General features: G+C 69.1%; 15 protein-coding genes. 1 reads left to right on the forward strand and 14 read right to left on the reverse strand.

Features of this window, described 5'->3' with window-relative positions; all coding sequences use genetic code 11:
* Positions 1-38: 38 nt before the first annotated feature.
* From B7P44_RS16600 to B7P44_RS16635, 8 genes are all read right to left on the reverse strand, one after another.
* A complete protein-coding gene (locus B7P44_RS16600; protein ID WP_084905952.1) occupies positions 39-1,889 on the reverse strand; it encodes a M24 family metallopeptidase in 1,851 nt (616 codons plus the stop codon).
* A gap of 119 nt (positions 1,890-2,008) precedes the next feature.
* On the reverse strand, positions 2,009-2,785 hold the full coding sequence (locus tag B7P44_RS16605) for an ABC transporter ATP-binding protein (protein WP_084905954.1): 777 nt from the start codon (positions 2,783-2,785) through the stop codon (positions 2,009-2,011).
* A 4-nt stretch (positions 2,786-2,789) separates the two neighbouring features.
* Positions 2,790-3,647 carry an ABC transporter ATP-binding protein gene (locus tag B7P44_RS16610; protein WP_084906755.1) on the reverse strand — a complete coding sequence of 286 codons (858 nt, stop codon included), beginning with the start codon at positions 3,645-3,647 and terminating at the stop codon, positions 2,790-2,792.
* On the reverse strand, positions 3,640-4,533 hold the full coding sequence (locus B7P44_RS16615) for an ABC transporter permease (protein ID WP_084905956.1): 894 nt from the start codon (positions 4,531-4,533) through the stop codon (positions 3,640-3,642). The genes B7P44_RS16610 and B7P44_RS16615 overlap by 8 nt, the downstream gene beginning before the upstream one ends.
* A complete protein-coding gene (locus B7P44_RS16620) occupies positions 4,530-5,609 on the reverse strand; it encodes an ABC transporter permease (protein ID WP_084905958.1) in 1,080 nt (359 codons plus the stop codon). Before B7P44_RS16620 ends, B7P44_RS16615 begins: the two co-directional genes overlap by 4 nt.
* Positions 5,606-7,180, reverse strand: coding sequence for an ABC transporter substrate-binding protein (locus tag B7P44_RS16625; protein WP_084905960.1), 1,575 nt, complete (start codon positions 7,178-7,180; stop codon positions 5,606-5,608). The genes B7P44_RS16620 and B7P44_RS16625 overlap by 4 nt, the downstream gene beginning before the upstream one ends.
* 32 nt (positions 7,181-7,212) lie before the next feature.
* On the reverse strand, positions 7,213-7,662 hold the full coding sequence (locus tag B7P44_RS16630) for a GAF domain-containing protein (protein WP_133117971.1): 450 nt from the start codon (positions 7,660-7,662) through the stop codon (positions 7,213-7,215).
* A 53-nt stretch (positions 7,663-7,715) separates the two neighbouring features.
* Entirely contained in the window at positions 7,716-8,840 is a 1,125-nt protein-coding gene (locus B7P44_RS16635; protein ID WP_084905964.1) for a porin, read from the reverse strand.
* Positions 8,841-9,303: 463 nt separating this feature from the next.
* On the opposite strand from B7P44_RS16635, the gene B7P44_RS16640 reads away from it, so the two are divergent.
* On the forward strand, positions 9,304-10,623 hold the full coding sequence (locus tag B7P44_RS16640; RefSeq protein WP_133117972.1) for an ATP-grasp domain-containing protein: 1,320 nt from the start codon (positions 9,304-9,306) through the stop codon (positions 10,621-10,623).
* On the opposite strand, the gene B7P44_RS16645 is transcribed toward B7P44_RS16640, so the two are convergent.
* Genes B7P44_RS16645 through B7P44_RS16670 form a run of 6 tightly spaced genes read right to left on the reverse strand, consistent with a single transcriptional unit; the run spans position 10,598 to position 17,243 of the window.
* Positions 10,598-12,055, reverse strand: a complete 1,458-nt coding sequence (locus tag B7P44_RS16645) for a DHA2 family efflux MFS transporter permease subunit (RefSeq protein ID WP_157721066.1) — start codon at positions 12,053-12,055, stop codon at positions 10,598-10,600. The genes B7P44_RS16640 and B7P44_RS16645 overlap by 26 nt on opposite strands.
* A 2-nt stretch (positions 12,056-12,057) precedes the next feature.
* On the reverse strand, positions 12,058-13,512 hold the full coding sequence (locus tag B7P44_RS16650) for an MFS transporter (protein ID WP_084905970.1): 1,455 nt from the start codon (positions 13,510-13,512) through the stop codon (positions 12,058-12,060).
* A 1-nt stretch (position 13,513) separates the two neighbouring features.
* Entirely contained in the window at positions 13,514-14,428 is a 915-nt protein-coding gene (locus tag B7P44_RS16655) for an ornithine cyclodeaminase family protein (protein WP_157721067.1), read from the reverse strand.
* Between the two features lie 45 nt (positions 14,429-14,473).
* Positions 14,474-15,373, reverse strand: a complete 900-nt coding sequence (locus B7P44_RS16660) for an isopenicillin N synthase family dioxygenase (protein WP_084905972.1) — start codon at positions 15,371-15,373, stop codon at positions 14,474-14,476.
* Positions 15,370-16,344 (reverse strand): fatty acid desaturase family protein, encoded by a 975-nt coding sequence (locus B7P44_RS16665; RefSeq protein WP_084905974.1) that lies wholly within the window; start codon positions 16,342-16,344, stop codon positions 15,370-15,372. The genes B7P44_RS16660 and B7P44_RS16665 overlap by 4 nt, the downstream gene beginning before the upstream one ends.
* On the reverse strand, positions 16,344-17,243 hold the full coding sequence (locus B7P44_RS16670; protein ID WP_084905976.1) for a hypothetical protein: 900 nt from the start codon (positions 17,241-17,243) through the stop codon (positions 16,344-16,346). The genes B7P44_RS16665 and B7P44_RS16670 overlap by 1 nt, the downstream gene beginning before the upstream one ends.
* Between the last annotated feature and the right edge of the window lie 12 nt (positions 17,244-17,255).

Below are 17,255 nucleotides of genomic sequence, written 5' to 3' on the forward strand. Positions count from 1 at the left end.
CCGCCGGGCCGGGCCCGCGGCGGCATCGCCGGCGTCGCTTACAGCAGCGGGCACGCCGTCACCTGCGTGCCGCGCTCGGCGCACAGCCGCTCGTAGTCGCGCAGGTAATCGCGTTCGTCGTCGGTCAGCAGGTCGAGATCGATCAGGTCCCAGTCGTAGCCGACCGCGACGATGTTCTCGAACGTCATCTTGTCCGGCTCCTGCTCGCTCGGATGGATGATCACGATGTTCTCGATCCGCACGCCGCCCTTGCCCGGCACGTAGATGCCCGGCTCGACCGAGATCACCGCATTCGGCACGAGACCATACTTCGACCCCGGCGCGAACCGCACCCCGCCTTCGTGCACGTGGATCCCGACGCCGTGCCCGGTGCCGTGGCCGAAATCGTGGCCGTGATCGCGGCACACCTGCCGCACGGCCGCATCGACGTCGCCGCCCGACGCGTCTTTCGGGAACGACGTGACGAGCCCCTTGATGCACGCCTTCAGCGCCACCGTGTAGATCTCCCGCTGCCACGGCTGCGCGACCGTGTCCGGCCGGGTCCGGCGCAGCACGACGCGCGTGCAGTCCGTCGCGAAGCCGGCTTCGTAGTACGCGCCGCTGTCGAGCAGCACCAGCTCGCCTTCCGTCAGCTCGACTTCCGGGCTCGCCGCCGTGTAGTGCGCGGACGCGCTGTTGGCGCCGTTCGCCGCGATCGTCGTGAAGGTCAGCGCCACCGCCGAGCGTGCGCCGTATGCGTCGTTGATCACGCGGGCCAGGTCGTATTCGGAATGCCGCTGCCCCGGCTCGCCCGTCTTCGCCCAGCGCATCGCGTCGGCGATCGCCGCGGAACTGCGCACGAACGCGTCGCGGAACTGGTCGAGCACTTCCGGCGTCTTCGCGACCCGCATCGCCTCGACCGGGCTGAAATCGGCATGCCGGGCGTGCGGCCACACGCGGCTCACCGTCTCGACGAGCGCGCAGTTGACCGACTCGAAGCCGTAGCACACCTGTTCGGCCACGAACTGCGCGAGGAAGCGTTCGAGCTCGTCGAAGTCACGCCGGATCACCTGCAGCGCCGGATACGATTCGAGGTCGACCGGACAGCGGTCGCAGCCTTCCGGCAGGAACAGCACGACCTGCGCGCCGACCACGAACAGGAAGCCCAGGTGCGACGACGCATTCGGGATGTGATAGCCGCGGCTGTTCAGCAGATAGCCGAGGTCGTCCGCCAGGCAGGTGACGAACGCAGTCCTTCCTTTTGCCGCGCCGGTGTGCGCGGCGAGCCGCTCGCCCAGCGTCGCGATGTTCTGCGCGACGCTCACGCCGGTCATCGATTCCGGCAGCTCGAAGATCGGCCGCTCGACGACCCAGCCCGGCAGCGCGATCGCCCGGTCGATCTCGCGGCCGACGAGGCTCGTCCAGTCGAACTGCGCCGCCTGCGTGCTGTCGAGCAGCCGGTCGCGCTGCGCGACGCTGATCCGCAGCCCGTCGTAGCCGACCCGCTTGAGCCGGCCCGCGTGGGCGACGAGCCAGTCGGCCATCGCCGGCCACATCGACACGTTCAGCCCGAGCTTCTCGACGTGCACGCGCGCCGGATTGCACTGCTTTTCGGCCTGCAGGTGATAGCGGCCGTCGACGAACAGCAGGAACTGCGGCACGCCGAGCGCCTGCGCCGCCGCCGCGCTGAGGAAGATGCCGGAGCCTGCCGAGCCGTCGAAGCCCGACAGCGCGTAGCGCTGGTTGTTGCGGCGCGGCAGGTACTCGGTAATGAATTCGTCCTGCGACGTGATCACCACGGCGTCGAGCTGCACGGCGTCGAGCAGGCGCGACAGGCCTGCGTGTGTCTCGTCAACGGATGCATCGTAGGGGGGAAGGCCGGAGAAACTGTATTTCAGTTGATCGATCATCGGATGCCCACATTGTTCATTGTTGTCGGAGGGAGCGCGCGCGGCGCGCGAACCCGCGGCCAGCGCGCCCCAAATTACCGCTCGACCAAAGTTACGTCAAGCTTAAATTTATGCCTTACTTAAATCTGCGCGAGCGGCCTTTCGGGTGGTCTTTCCGGCGCGCCGAACAGCGCGCGCGCCGCCGGATGGCTGCCGCCCGCCGACAGCCCCGCGCGGTCGAGCTGCTCGACGATGCGGCCGCGCTCCATCACCGCCACCCGGTCGCACAGGTGGCTGACCACGCCGATGTCGTGGCTGACGAACAGGTAGCCGATGTCGAACTCGCGCTTGAGCGCCGCCAGCAGGTTGAGGATCTCGGCCTGCACGGACGCGTCGAGCGCGGAGGTCGGCTCGTCGAGCAACAGGAGCCGCGGCTCCAGCACCAGCGCACGGGCGATCGCCACCCGCTGGCGCTGCCCGCCCGACAACTGGTGCGGATAGCGGTAGCGAAAGCGCGCGCCGAGCCCCACCAGGTCGAGCACCCGGCTCACCCGTTCGTTGACGCGGTCGAAGCCGTGATGCCGCAACGGCTCGGCCAGCGTCCGGTCGATCGTGTGCTTCGGGTGCAGCGAGCCGTACGGATCCTGGAACACCATCTGCACGGCGCGCGCATGGCCTCGCCCCGGCGGCGCGCCGTCGCGGCGCACCGCGCCGTCGACGTCGAGCTCGCCGCGCCACGCGTCCTCGAGCCCGGCGAGCACCCGCAGGACGGTCGACTTGCCGCAGCCGGAGCCGCCGACCAGGCCGAAGGTCTCGCCGCGCGCGACGTCGAACGACACGTCCGCGACGGCGTCGAACGCGCCGCGCCGCGTGTGATACCGCACCGACAGGCCGGTGCATCGGAGAAGCAGGGTCATGAGGTCAGCTCCCGTTGGCGGAAAGAACGTCGCGCGCGCCGTCGAGCCGCGCACGATCCAGCACCGGCAGCGTCGTGCCGCGCGTCGCGGCGGACGGCAGGCAGTCGAGCAGCCCGCGCGTGTACGGATGACGCGCGTCGAACAGCCGGTCGCCGCGGCATTCCTCGACGACGCGGCCGCGGTACATGATCAGCACCCGGTCGCAGAAGCGCGCGACCATCCGCAGGTCGTGGCTGATCAGCAGCAGCCCCATCCGGCGCGTGTCGATCTCGCGGCTCAGCAGCGCGAGCACCTGGTCGCGCACCTGCACGTCGAGCGCGGAGGTCGGCTCGTCGGCGATCAGGAGCTGCGGCGACGCCGCCAGCATCGCGGCGATCATCGCGCGCTGGCCGATGCCGCCCGACAGCTGGTGCGGATACGCGCCGGCCACGCGCTCCGGATCGGCGACGCCGACCTCGGCGAGCAGCGCCAGCACCTTCGCGCGCGCGTCGCCCTTGCCGAACGCGCGATGCAGCAGCCCCGCCTCGGCGACCTGCTCGCCGATCCGGCGCACCGGATTCAGCGAATACTTCGGGTCCTGCAGCACCAGCCCGATGCCGCTGCCGCGCAAGCGCCGCCAGCCGCGCTCGGACAGCCCGAGCAGGTCCTGCCCGCCGAATTCGAGCCGCGCGGCGCGCACCCGCCCGGGCGCGCGCACCAGCCCCATCAGCGCGCGAGCCGTCATCGACTTGCCCGAGCCGGATTCGCCGACGATGCCGACGCGTTCGCAGCCGATCCGCATCGACAGGTGCTGCACGACGTCGACGTCGCCGCGCAGGGTCGGATAGGTGACCGACAGGTCTTCCACGATGAGCTCACGCATGTTTGGCATCCAGCAGGTCGCGCAGGCCGTCGCCCAGCAGGTTGAAGGCCAGGCTCGTGAGCAGGATCGCCGCGCCCGGCGCGGCCGCCACCCACCACTGGTCGAAGATGTACTGCCGGCCGTTCGCGATCATCGCGCCCCACTCGGACATCGGCGGCTGCGCGCCGAGGCCGAGAAAGCCGAGCCCCGCGGCGGTCAGGATGATGCCGGCCATGTCGAGCGTCACGCGGATGATCGACGACGGCAGGCACATCGGCAGCACCTGGCCGAGCAGCACCCGCCAGGTCGGCAGGCCGAGCGCGCGCGCGGCGAGCACGAACTCGCTGCGCCGCACGACGCGCGTTTCGGTGCGCGCGATGCGCGCATACGCGGGCCATGCGGTCATCGCGATCGCGAGCACCGCGTTCTCGATGCCCGGCCCGAGCAGCGCGACGAACGCCAGCGCGAGCACGAGGCGCGGAAACGCCATGAACACGTCGGTCACGCGCATCAGCACCGCGTTCGCCCAGCCGCCGAAGTAGCCGGCGCAGATGCCCGCGGCCATCCCGAACGGCGCCGACAGCAGCGACACGAGCGCGACGATCGCCAGCGTCGGACGCGCGCCGTGGATCGTGCGCGCCCACAGGTCGCGCCCGAGCTGGTCGGTGCCCAGCCAGTGCGCGGCGCCGGGCGGCGCGAGCCGCTGCGCGATGTCCTGCGCATTCGGATCGCAGCCCGCGAGCGCGGGCGCGAACGCCGCGCACGCGAGCAGCGCCGCCACCACCGCGGCGCCGAACAGGATCGCGGGATTGCGGCGCGCGCGACGCCACGCGCGATAGGCCGCGCCGCAGCGGGCCTGCCAGGTGCTTGCCGGCGCATCGTCCGCCAGCCATGTCATCAGGTTCATTCGGACCTCGGCTCGATCAGATGGGAAAGGAAATCGGCGCACGCGTTCAGCGTGACGAACGCCAGGCCGATCAGCAGCGTGCCGCCCAGCACCGCGGGCATGTCCGCCGCGAACAGCGCGTTCGTCATGTAGAGCCCGATGCCCTGCCACGAGAACACCGTCTCGGTGAGCACCGCGCCTTCGAGCAGCATCGCGTACGACAGCGCGATCACCGTCACGAGCGGCGCGGCGATGTTGGGCATCACGTGCCGCCACAGCAGGTGCGCGGTGGGCGCGCCCTTCGCGCGCGCGGTGAGCACGTACTCCTTGCCGAGCTCCTCGAGCGTCAGCGCGCGCGTGATGCGCGCGATGTACGCGATCGAGAAGAACGCCAGCAGCGCCACCGGCAGCACGAGGTGCCGCACCGCATTGCCGAACGCCTCCACGTTCCCCGCGCGCAGCGTATCGATCAGCATCGCGTTGCTCCACGCGGGCACCGTGTACAGGTACACGTCGTCGAGCCGCCCGGGCCCCGCCACCCATCCGAGCTTCGAATAGAAGACGAGGAGCCCCATCAGCCCGAGCCAGAACACCGGCACCGAGTAGCCGACGAGCGCCACGATCCGGATCGCGTGATCGGCGGCCCGGTTGTGGCGCTGCGCGGCCCACACGCCCGCGGGCACGCCGAGCAGCACGCCGAGCAGGATCGCCAGCGTGGCCAGCTCGAGCGTCGCGGGGAAGTAGGTCAGCAGGTCGACGAGCACCGGTCGGCCGGTGCTCGTCGACTGCCCGAGATCGCCGTGCAGCGCGTCGCGCACGTAGCGGACGAACTGCACGGCCAGCGGCCGGTCGAGCCCCATCGCATGACGGGCGGCCCGGTAGGTCTCGGGCGATGCGTGATCGCCCACCACCTTCAGCACCGGGTCGATCGGCGATGCGCGGCCGATCAGGAACGTGACGAGCAGCAGGCCGAGCGACGTGAGCGCGAGCGCGCCCAGCGCGCGGCCGAGGCCGGTCGCACACCGCCGGACGGCGGATCGGAGCGATCCGCCGTCCGGCGACGCGCCGGCCAAAGTGGAAGCCGGCGCGCGCGTCATTTCGACACCCCCGCGTACTGGATCAGGTCGGGCGTCAGGCCGACCGCGAACCCCTTGACGTTGCCGCGCACCGCCACCTGGCTCAGCTCCTGGAACGTCACGACGATCGGCGAATTGCGCTGGACCTCGCGCTGGATCGCCTGGTAGTCCGCCGCGCGGCGCGCCGGATCGCGCGCCTGCAGCGCGGCCGTGGTGCGCCGGCTCAGCTCGGGCACGAGCCACGCGTTGCGCCACGCGGTCGTGCTCTGCGGATTCGCGTCGCCGTTGTCGACGTTGTACGCGAACGACTTCGCATTCGCATGCGGGTCGAAGTAGTCGGCGCCCCAGTACAGCAGCATCGCCTCATGCGCGCGCGCACGATAGCGCGTGATGACCTGCGCGCCCGTGCCGGGCAGCAGGTTCAGCCTGATCCCGCCCTTCGCGAAGCTGGCCTGCATCGATTGCGCGATGTCGAGAAAGCGCGGCGTGTTGATCACGTCGAGATCGATGCTCAGGTTCTTCACGCCGGCGCGCTCGAGAATCGCGCGCGCCTTCTGCGGATCGAAGCGGTACGGGTTGTCGTTCAGCGCGCCCGCGAAGCCGCTCGGCAGGAACGCCTGATGCACCGTCAGCTGCCCCTTCTGCAGATGGCCGGCAATGCCGTCGTAGTCGACCAGGTAACGCAGCGCCTGCCAGATCGCGGGATTGCGCAGCTTCGCGTGCGTCAGGTTGAGGCTCACGAAATGCACGATCGCCTGCGGCGAGGTCTGCACCCGCACGCCCGGCTTGCCCTGCAGCGCGGCGATCTGGTCGGGACCAAGATCGCGCGCGACGTCCGCATCGCCCGATTCGAGCGCAAGCCGCTGCGTCGCCGCTTCGGCCACGTTCTTCATCAGCACCGTGCGGATCGCCGGCGCGCCCGCCGGGGACAGCGGATTCGCGTCGAGGATCACCACCTCCTTCGGCTTGTACAGCTTCAGCGCATAGCTGCCGCTGCCGGCCGAATGCGCCTGCAGCCACGCATTGCCGAGATCGCCGCGGCTGTCGTGCGCGGCCACCGTCGCCTGGTCGACGATCGACGCGGGCCGCGACGCCAGCAGGTTCAGCACGAACGCCGCGCCGAACTCGCCCTGCCACGCGACGCTGAGCGTCTGCGCCCCCGTCCTGCGCACCATTTGCGCGAGATTCGCGCTCGTCCAGCCGAGCTGCGTGAGGATGAACGCCGGGGCCTTGTTCAGCACGACGACGCGCCGGAACGAATACACGACGTCCTCGGGCCGCACCGGATTGCCCGATGCGAACTTCGCGCCCGGCTTCAGCACGAAGTCGATCGAGCGGCCATCGCGCCCGACGCTCCAGCTCGCGGCCAGCCCGGGCCGCACGTTGTTCGGGTCGGCGGGATCGTACTGCACGAGGTTCTGGTACAGGTTGGCCCCGAGCTCCATGCTCGTCAGCTCGTAGCTTTCGGCGGGGTCCAGGCTCACGATGTCCTCGATGTTCTTGACGACGACGAGCATGTCCCTCGGCGTCACGGCCATGGCTCCCTGCACGAGCAGCGCAAGGCCGATCAGGAAAGTCAGAATGTGTCTCATGATTTGATTTCTCGAATGTGTGTGGTGTCGCGTCATTTCCCCGAGCCGGCGGCGGCCGAGAGAAATGCTTGAACGGCGCCGTGCGCCAACCGCTCGCAGGTCGGCAGCACCGATTCGGCATAGGCATGGCACCGGTCGAGCAGGTTGATCGTCCCGAGCACGTGTCCGTCGTGTATGACGGGCACGTTGATCGCGCTGCCGAGGCCCATCGCCACGATCTTTTCGTGATCCGCATAGAACGCGCGAAACTCGTCCGGCTGCCGGGCGAGAAAACTTCGCTGCTCGACCACCACGCGCGTGTACCACGCGTCGCGCAGCATCGGCTTGCGCCCGGTGAGCGGATAAGCACGCTCGTCGTTGCTGTAGATGCGTTCCGCTTCGCCGCCCGAGGCGACGATGCGCATCGCGGTGAACAGTCGGTGTCCGACCGTCCGTTGAAAAGCGTCTTCCACGTGTTTGAACCAATCGTTTGCCGTACTCATGGCCGTCCTGTGTGCTGTGATGCGCGCACGCGGGCGCCGTACGCGGCACCCGGTTAGAAGAAATGGAACATGCCGAGCCGCACGACGGTCTGCTGATTCGACGTGGACGGCGCGAAGCTGTAGCCCACGACCGGATCGACGCCCGCCGATGCCCTCAGGTATTCCCCGCCCAGATAAAGGCTGGTCTGCTTCGACAGCGCGTACCACAGCCCGGCCGTGAACTGATTCCACGCGTGCTGCTCGAAGGTGTCGCGCTGGTAGCCGCCGTAGAACGTCCAGGTGGGCGCGATTTCGTAGCGCAGCCCGCCCTCGTAGACGTTGAAGGACGATCGGCGGCCGAAGCCTTCGATCGCGTTGTGCGTGACGTCCGCATAGAGCGTCAGCGCCTTGGTCGCCGCATAGCTCGCGCCGATGCCCGCGACCTTGCTCGACTCGACGACGAGCGACGGCGCGACGTCGGTGCGCGCGCCGGTGGCGGGATTGACGGTGGCGGTGGTTTGCCCGAGGAAGCGCGACAGCCCGGTGGCCGCATACGGATCGAGCACCGGCTTGAACAGCGCCGCGTAGGCGACGCCGATCTTGAACGCGCCGCGCGCGTACTGCGCGCCGAACGTGTACGCGCTGCCGTCGTGGACATTGCCCGGGCGGTTGCTGAACGAGTAGAGGCCGCCGAAGCTGAACCCCGAGTAGTCGACGCTCATGAACTTCACGGCGTTGTCGAGGCGCTCGCCCGCCAGGCGGTCGTAATCGCCCTGGTGCGTGCCGTAGCCGGTGCCGTTCAGGCCGACCGCGAACTGCGTGAGGAAGTCGCAGATCGAATCGTATTGACGGCCGAAGGTGATCGTGCCGTAATCGCTCGACAAGCCGACGAAGGCTTGCCGGCCGAAGGCCAGCCCGCCCTGCCCGAGTTGCCCCGTGCCGAGCCGGTAGCCGCCCTCCAGCGTGAAGATCGCCTTCACGCCGCCGCCCAGGTCTTCGCTGCCCTTCAACCCCCAACGGTTGCCGAACATCACGCCGTCGTCCATCTTCAAGTTGTGCGAACCGCCTTCGTTCGTCACGTAGGTCAAACCGGAATCGATCTCGCCGTATAGCGTGACCGAGCTCTGGGCCCGCGCCACCGGCGCGTGACACGCCCATGCCGCCACCGCTGCCGCGACCGCTGCTTTCAACACATTCATGCTTATCTCCAAGCCGTCCTTGCGTTGTGTCTTGCGAATTCCGGAACGGCTCGCCAGCAGCGACATGCACTTGCCCCGCGTGCGCGCTCCGGTGCCTCTGCCAGGGTGTTCGAGCGGCGCGCGTGACAGGCGTCGCGCCGCCCGCAGACCGGCCAACGGGCCTTGCCTGGTCGGCGTCGGACGCATGCCCGCGGGCGATCTGCGGGCCAAGTTTTTACCGGACTAAAATTTTAGTCAAGCTAAAATTTTGACGCGGTTTCGCAGGGATTCGCGCGTGTCACGATCGTCCATAAATCGATAAATAGCCCTTTAAACAAGGGGTATTTCTCATTTCACGCCACTGGAATCCGACGCTGCGAAGACGGATGGAACAGCGCGCCAGACGCGCCGCCCGCTTGACTTTGATTTTAGTGACGCTTAAATTTCAGACGGCAGTCCACCCCGCCCATTCTCTGGAGCCTTCATGCTTTCGCATACCAACGAAGCATTCATGGAAGCCATCACGGCGAAGCGCCGCACGATCGTCGCGCGCGGCGCGCGCCGCCACGCGCAAGACTGGCTCGATGCGCTCGAAGCCCGCCTGTACGTCGCCCTCCCGCAGCCCGTGCTGATCGACCGCACCGATTACGAGCGGCTCGGCGCGGCGGCCCGCGCGTTGTTGTCCGCGCAACTGAAGATCGCCCGGCACCTGGTGAGCACCCAGTCGCGCGAAGCGCTGCTGCGGCGCTTCCGGGTGCCCGACCACATGGCGCGCTTCGTCGACTGGGATAAATTCCAGACGGGCGCGATGACCGTCGCGCGCATGGACATCGTGCCGACGGCCGACGGCTACCAGTTCTGCGAATTCAACGTGCATTCGGCCGTCGGCGGCGCGGAAAGCCACGGCTGCTACCTGCACTTTTGCCGCGCGCTCGGCCTGCCCGCCGACAGCCAGGCACGTTCGCCCGACTACCATCTCGCGCAGATGTACACCCGCATCGCGCAGGCGCGCGGCATCGAGCGGATCGTGATCCTCGATTCCGTGCACCATGCGTCGCTCGGCTATCCGCGCCACGACGATCTCGCCGCGCTGCTGCGGCAGATGAATCCCGGCTGCGAGGTCGCGAATCACCGCGAAGACACCTACCCCGAAGCATGGCTCGCCCGCGAGCTGGGCGAGCGCACGCTCGTGCACCGGATGTTCACGTACGACGAGATCACCGACGGCTGCGCGTTCCTCGCGCGGCTTGCCGACAGCGGCGCGGTGATCACGAACACGTTCGAAGCGGAAATGCGGATGAGCAAGCTATGGCTTGCGCTGCTGTGGGACGACCGGTACGGCGCGCTGCTCGACGATGCCGAGCGGGAAGCGGTCAGGCGCTACGTGCCGCCGACCTACGCGCTGACCGAGGACAACCTGGGCGCGTTCCTCGCCGAGCGTGCGCAATGGGTCTTCAAGTTCAACCACTCGTACGGCGGCGAGGGCGTGCTGATCGGCGCATCCACGTCGGCGGACGAGCTGGAACGCGCGATTCGCGAGAAAGGGATCGAGAACTGGATCGTGCAGCGCTTCGTCGAGGCGGAAACGCTCACCATGCCCTACGACGACAGCGACGCCGTCGCGCCGCACCATCTCGTGCTCGGCCTGTACGTGCACGACGGCCATACCTGCGGCTTCTTCGTGCGCGGCAGCGCGTCGTCGCGCGTGGTCAACCTGTCGAGCGGCGCGGGCAAGATGGCGTGGGGCCTCGTGCTCGACGCGCCGGCGCGTCAGCACTTCATCGATCGGATTCGACAGCTGTAGCCCGGCCGGGGCCGCGTGCGGCTTGCCGCGCGCGGGCCGCCTGCCGGACGTGCAGCGCGGCGAACGCCAGCGCCATCGCCGCGAGAAAGCCCGCCATGACCGCGAAAGTCTGGCCGAACGCCAGCACGAAGCCCGCGCGGTCGTCCGCCGCGCCAGGCGCGCCGCCCAGCCCGTCGAGATAGGCGGCATGGCGGATCCCGACGAGCGCCGTCAGCAGCGCCACGCCGATCGCCCCGCCGAGGCTGCGCGAGATGTTGAAGAGAATCGACGCGGACGGCGCATCGTGCTTGACCGTCGCCGTCGTCGCGAGCACGCCGAGCGGCGTCAGCATCAGCGTGAAGCCGAGCCCGCGCAGCAGCTGCGCGACGACCACCGACGCATAGCTGAAATCCGCCGCGGCCATGCTCCACATCCACGCGCTGACGCACGACAGCAGCGCGCCCACGACGACCAGCACGTGAACGTGCACACGTTTCAGGATGCGCGGGATGAAGCCGAGGATCGACAGTTGCACCGCACCGCCGTACAGGATCACGAGGCTGATCTGCGCGGGCGTGTAGCGCTGCAGCTCGATCAGGAAATACGGCACGAGAAAGTAGGTGCCGAAGACCGCGGCGCCCGTCGTCACGTTCGCCGCGCACGCGATCCGCAGTTGCCGGTTCGCGAGCAGGCCGAGCGCGACGAGCGGGTGCGCGCTCGCCCGCTCGCGCACGACGAACGCCGCCAGCGCGACGAGCGCCATGCCCGTCAGCACCGCGATCTCGCGCGACGCGAACCAGCCGTAGCGGTTGCCTTCCTCGAGCACGTATTGCAGGGTGCCGAGCCCGATCACGATCAGCACGAGGCCCGGCCAGTCGACCCGGGTCTTCTCGCGGCCGGCGGCGGGTTCGTCGCGCAGCCCGCTCATCATCAGCGCGAGCCCCACGAGCCCGATCGGCAGGTTGAGGTAGAAGATCGACGCCCAGCCGAAATGCGCGGTCAGGAAGCCGCCCATCACCGGCCCGAGCATCGGCGCGAGCGTCACCATCGCGCCGAACAACGACATCGCGCGGCCGTGCTCGCCGTCAGGCAGGCGCGTCATGATCAGGCTGTACGCGAGCGGCATCAGCGCGCCGCCCGCGACGCCCTGCAGCAGCCGGCAGCCGACCAGCATCTCGAAACTCGTCGACTGCGCGCACAGCACCGACGCCGCCATGAACATCAGGCTGAACACCTGCGCATAGCGCCGGTAGCCGAGCCGCCGCGACAGCAGCCCGGTCAGCGGCAGCGTGACGATCTCGGCGATCAGGTAGGCCGACGAGATCCACGACGCATCGGCGAGCGGCGCATGCAGCGCCGCCTGGATGGGCCCGATGGCCGCGTTGGTGATCTGGATGTCCATGATGGTCATCAGGACCGCGACGATGCTGCCGATCACACTGCGCCACGCCATGCTCAACGCTCCCCGGAATGCACGTTCGCGCGCCGTGCGAACCATGCGATGCAAAAGGCGGCGCCGATCGCCGCCACCACCGCGCCCATCCAGCCGAACGCGTGCGCGAACACCGTCGCGCCGCTGCCCGGCGACACCACGCGCGCCGCCCATGCCGCATCGATCCCGGCCGCCGCGAGCGTGACGCCGAGCGAGCCGCCGAGGCTGCGCGACATGTTGTACAAAATCGACGCGCTCGCCGCCTGCGCGGGCTCGGCCACCGTCGTCGCCGCCACGCACAGCGGCGCGAGCAGCAGCGACAGCCCGACGCCGCGCGCGATCTGCGCCGCCGCCACGCCCGCGCCGGTGTAGTGCTCGACGAGCGCGCTCCAGCCGAACGTGCCCGCCGCGAACAGGCCCGCGCCGAGCGCGATCGTGATGAACAGCGGCAGCCGCCTGACGATCGCCGGCGTGAACCACAGCACGACGAACTGCGTCGCGCCGGTCAGCATGATGACCTGCCCGATCTGCTGCGGCCCCGCGCCGCGCACCGAGATCAGGAAATACGGAATCGCGAAGTAGCTGGCGAAGGTCGCGCCGCAGGCCAGCGCGTTCGCGCCGCACGCCATCACGAACTGCGGGTTGCGCAACAGGCCGCGGTCGACGAGCGCGCGCGTGCTGTGCAGCTCGCTGCCGACGAAGCCGACCAGCATCAGCCCGGCGAGCGAGAGCAGCGCGACGATCAGCGGCGAATCGAGCCAGCCGAGGCCGCGCCCTTCCTGCAGCACGAACTGCAGCGCGCCGAGCGCGACGGCGAGCGTCGCGACGCTGCGCCAGTCGACCGGCTGCGCGCTCGCATCGGCGGCCGGCAGCCGGCGCAGGCCGGCATGCGTCAGCACGAGCGCGAGCGCGCCGATCGGCACGTTGATGTAGAACAGCGCCCGCCAGTCGAACAGCGCGGCCAGCGCGCCGCCCACGGCCGGCCCGAGCGTCGGCGCGAGCGCCATCGTCGCGCCGAACACCGCGAACGCGCGCGCATGCTCGTCGCGCGGCAGGCGCTGGATGATCAGCACGTACGCGAACGGAATCAGCGCGCCGCTCGCGAGCCCTTGCGCGGCACGCAGCACCGCGAGCCCGGTCATGCCGGTGGCGAACGTGCAGAGGATCGACACGGCGACGAACAGCAGGATGAAGCAGCGCGCATAGCGCGCGCTGCCGAGCCGGGCCAGCAGCATGCCCGACACCGGCAGCATCGCCGCCTCGCCGAGCAGGTAGGCCGACGACAGCCACGCGCCCGCGCCCAGCGGCGCGTGCACGCCCGCCTGGATCTGCGCCATCGCGGCGTTCATCATCTGCAGGTCCATCACGCTCATCAGGACCGCGACGATCCCCCCCAGCACCGCCAGCCAGCCTTGCCGCGCGAACGCCGCATCGCGCGGCGCGGCGCCCGGCGCCGCGTCGAGTTCGAGATCGGCCATGTCAGCCCACCGCTTTCAGCAGGTAGGCGACCGTCGCCAGGTCGAGAAACGCGTGGCCCGTCGAGCTGAACACGGTGGTGCGACGCCGCAGGTCGGCCACCGGCTGCGCCGCGAGGCGGCCGAGATCGAGCGCGTCGCGGTGCAGTCCGCCCGCTTCCTCGATCGCGGTCGGCACGTCCTCGACGATCAGCACCGCGTCGCGCAGCAGCGGGTTCGGCAGCTCGCGCGATTCGGTCGTGTGGCCGCCCATGCAGTTGATGTGCACGCCCGGCCGCAGGTTCGCGAAGCGGCCGATCGGCCGGTCCGACGCGGTGGCCGTGCCGATCACGTCCGCGCCGTCGATCGCGTCGTCGACGGAACGCGCGCGCACGATCGCGACGCGCGGGCCGCACTGCGCCGCCACGTCGCCCGCGAACGCGGCGAGCCGCGCCGGATCGCGCGCGTACAGCCGGATCTCGCGGATCGGACGCACCGCGCAGACGGCCGCGACCTGCTGGCGCGCCTGCACCCCCGCGCCGATCACGGCGAGCACCTCGGCCTGCTCGGCCGCGCAGTAGCGCGTGACGAGCGCCGAGACCGCCGCGCACTTCAGGTTGGTGACGGCCGCGCCGTCGAACAGCCCGAGCAGCTCGCCGGTGGTCGCGGAAAACGCCGCGACGAGCGCGTGGATGCGCGGCAGCACGTCGTCCGGCGCGCGTTCGAAGATGGTCGCAACCTTGTTGATGTAGAGCCCGTGCCGCGCGCTCACCGCCGGCATCGACAGGCACAGGCCCGCGTCGCCCGCCGGCACGATCTCGCGCGGCGGCACCGTGATGTGCCGGTGCCCGCTGCCGCGCACCAGTTCGTCGAGTTCGTCGATCAGGTCGCCGAGCTTCGCGGCCGCGTACAGCGCATCGTAGGAATAAGGCGGCTTCAAGCATGTCTCCGTCAGAAGGGCGGCGCCACGGGCGCCGCCGCAGAATCAGACCGTATCGCGGCCGAACAATGCATCCATCTGTTTGTTGCCGAATTCGACGAGCATGTCGTCGTTCGTTAACTTGAAGAAAACAATCGACTGCCTGGGCTGGTCGAGCAGGACCACGCGGTGCTCGGTCGACAGATACTCGCGGTTCGACCAGTGCGACAGCAGGTCGCCGATGTTGACGAGGAAATGATCGACGTCGCCCAGCCCGGGTGAAACCCATTCCCGGCCGCCGATGCGCACCTCGATGCCCTGCGAGGTCTGGGTCAGCAGCGAAATCAGGCTGCTGTCGGTATGCGCGCCCATGCCCTGATCGTGTTCGATCGGGCCGGTGAAGGCCGGGTAAAGATGCGAGCGCAACGAATCGGCGGACTGGTCGGTGCGGATCGTGAAGAAATCGCGCGGCAGGCCGAGCGAAATCGTGAAGAGGCGCATCAGCCGGTCCGACAGCGCGTCGCAGGCACGATAGTACGCCTTGAGCGCGCCGCGCAGTTCATTTCCGACTGCGCCGTCGGGGAACGGCAGCGCCTGCCCGTCGTCGAGCACGAGCTTGCCCGCGCTGTACTTCTCCACGTAGTCGGACGGCTTGCCCTTCACGCCCATGAACGCGTACGCGTTCTCCTCGAGCAGGCCGCTGTAGCCGTAAGGGGTGTATTCGTCGCTGCCGAACGTGAAGCCGGTCGGCAGCTTGCAGCGCAGCTTCTCGGCGAGCGGCAGCTCGAAGAAGCGCTTCGACGCGGCCTGCGCGCCGACGATCACGTCGCGCGGCACGCCGTGCCCGCAGACGGTGAAGAAGCCGACGCTGCGGCAGGCGTCGTCGATCTGCCGGGCGACGTCGCGCTCGCCGGCCGGGTCGCCGGAGAGCGACGGCGTCAGGTCGATCAGGGGAATCGCGCTCATAGCGGTCTCCAATAGGTTCGGTCGATATCGTCGAGAATCTCGCGCAGGATGCTCACGCGCCCGGCCGGCGCGGACAGCAGCCCGCCCCGCGCGGCGTTGGCCGCCCGGTACGCGTCGTCCTGCAGCAGGATCTCGTGCACCCGGCGCAGGTTCCAGAACGGCACGCCGGGAAACAGGTGGTGGGTCAGATGCCAGGTCTCGCCGTGCATGCCGAAGAAGCAGCGCTCCCACCAGCACGGAAAGCGATTGCGGGTGATCTCCAGCTCGGAGCGGTCCTCGCCGAACAGCCGGTAGTGCTCGGTGATCTCGAGAAACCACGCGAGCACGTGCGACACGGTGAGAAACGGCACCAGCCAGAACCAGACATAGCCGAGCGGCCCGGCGAGCCACGACAGCGCGGCCGCGACGACGGCCTGCGCCGCCGCGAGCCGCGCGAGGTCGCCGCGCTTGCCGGCCATGTACGCGATGCGGCCCGTCACCAGCTCGCGCACGTTGCCGAGCGCATTGCCGAGCAGCAGCGTCTTGAAGAAGAAGCCGCGCAGGAACGCGCGGCTGCTCGTCACCGCCAGCAGGCCGCTCTCGCGGAAGCCGACGTAGTCGGGGTCGTGCTGCGGGTCGCCGAGATGGCCGTGATGCGCGGGCACGTGGATCGCCCGGTAGTACTCGTCGCTCTGGAACATCGCGAATCCCGCCGGCCAGCGCGTCAGGAACCGGTTCAGCCAGCGCGCCCGCGCGAGCGACAGGTGGACGCCGTCATGCAGCAGCGTGACGAGCGCCCGCTGGCGCGAGCCGATCACGAGGATCGCGGCCGGCGCGAGCCACGGCCAGCGCGCGCCGCCCGCCGCCGCAAGCCCGATCGCCGCGTAGTCTCCGAGCACCGCGAGACCGCCGCGCCAGTTGTTCGACTGATAAAGCGGCCGGACCTGTTCGCGGATCGACGCGGCAAACCGGTGCTTGCGATAAGCCGACATCAGTTGCCCACCTCGATCACGTGGTGGATCCGGTTGCCCTTCTTGTAATAGTCGAGCGACAGGTTCACCGTGCCGTCGTGGTCGCGGATCTGCGATTGCGCGATGCCGTAGTAGTCGAGCCATTCGGCGTAGTGCTCTTCCGCGTGGTACTGGTACTCGTAATGGCGGATCGGGCGCGCCGACGCCTCGCCGGGCACGATGCGCCGCGGGTCCGTCGCGCCGTGCGCGACGCCGAACTCCACCTCGTTCGACAGCATCACCATCACCATGTCGGTGTCGAGGTTCACCTTCACGCAGAACGAATAGTCGTCGAGCAGCGCCTGGTAGTGCTCCTCGCGGATCGCCACGTTGTAGTTGGCCGGAATGTTGGTCACCATGTCGCGCGGCGCGACGCCGTGGTCGCGGCAGTACGCGGGCACGTCCGCGATCACCGGGTAGCCGCCCTCGATGTTGCGGTTCGGCCCGTAGACGTTCGCGACGAACGGCGTCGCCGTATCGAAGTGGATGCACTTCGTCGTCGAGTATTCGCGGCCGTCCACCTTGCCGTCGTGCGAGAAGTTCTTGTTGTTCTGGTAGCCGTCGACGTCCATGTACGCGAGCGTGAAATCGCGCTTGGTCACGTTGTAGCGCGCGAATTCGACGTGCTGCATCGCCTTGCGGAAGATGTCCTCGTACAGCGCATAGACGAGATCGCGGTGTGCGTCGAGCTCGAGCTGGCGGCTCGCGAGCAGCGCGCCCGCGCCGTACACGACGACGAAGCCGTTGTCGCGCTCCATCAGGCGCGCGGCGGCCTCGGTCAGGCCGGGCGACGGCACGAAGCGGCCGTCTTCGAACGTGACGTCGCCGGTGCTGACGTCGATGAGGGATTGGCGAAGCTTGTCGGATTGCAGGCGGGTCATGTCGATATCCTT

This window comes from Burkholderia ubonensis subsp. mesacidophila, assembly GCF_002097715.1.
GTDB lineage: Bacteria > Pseudomonadota > Gammaproteobacteria > Burkholderiales > Burkholderiaceae > Burkholderia > Burkholderia mesacidophila.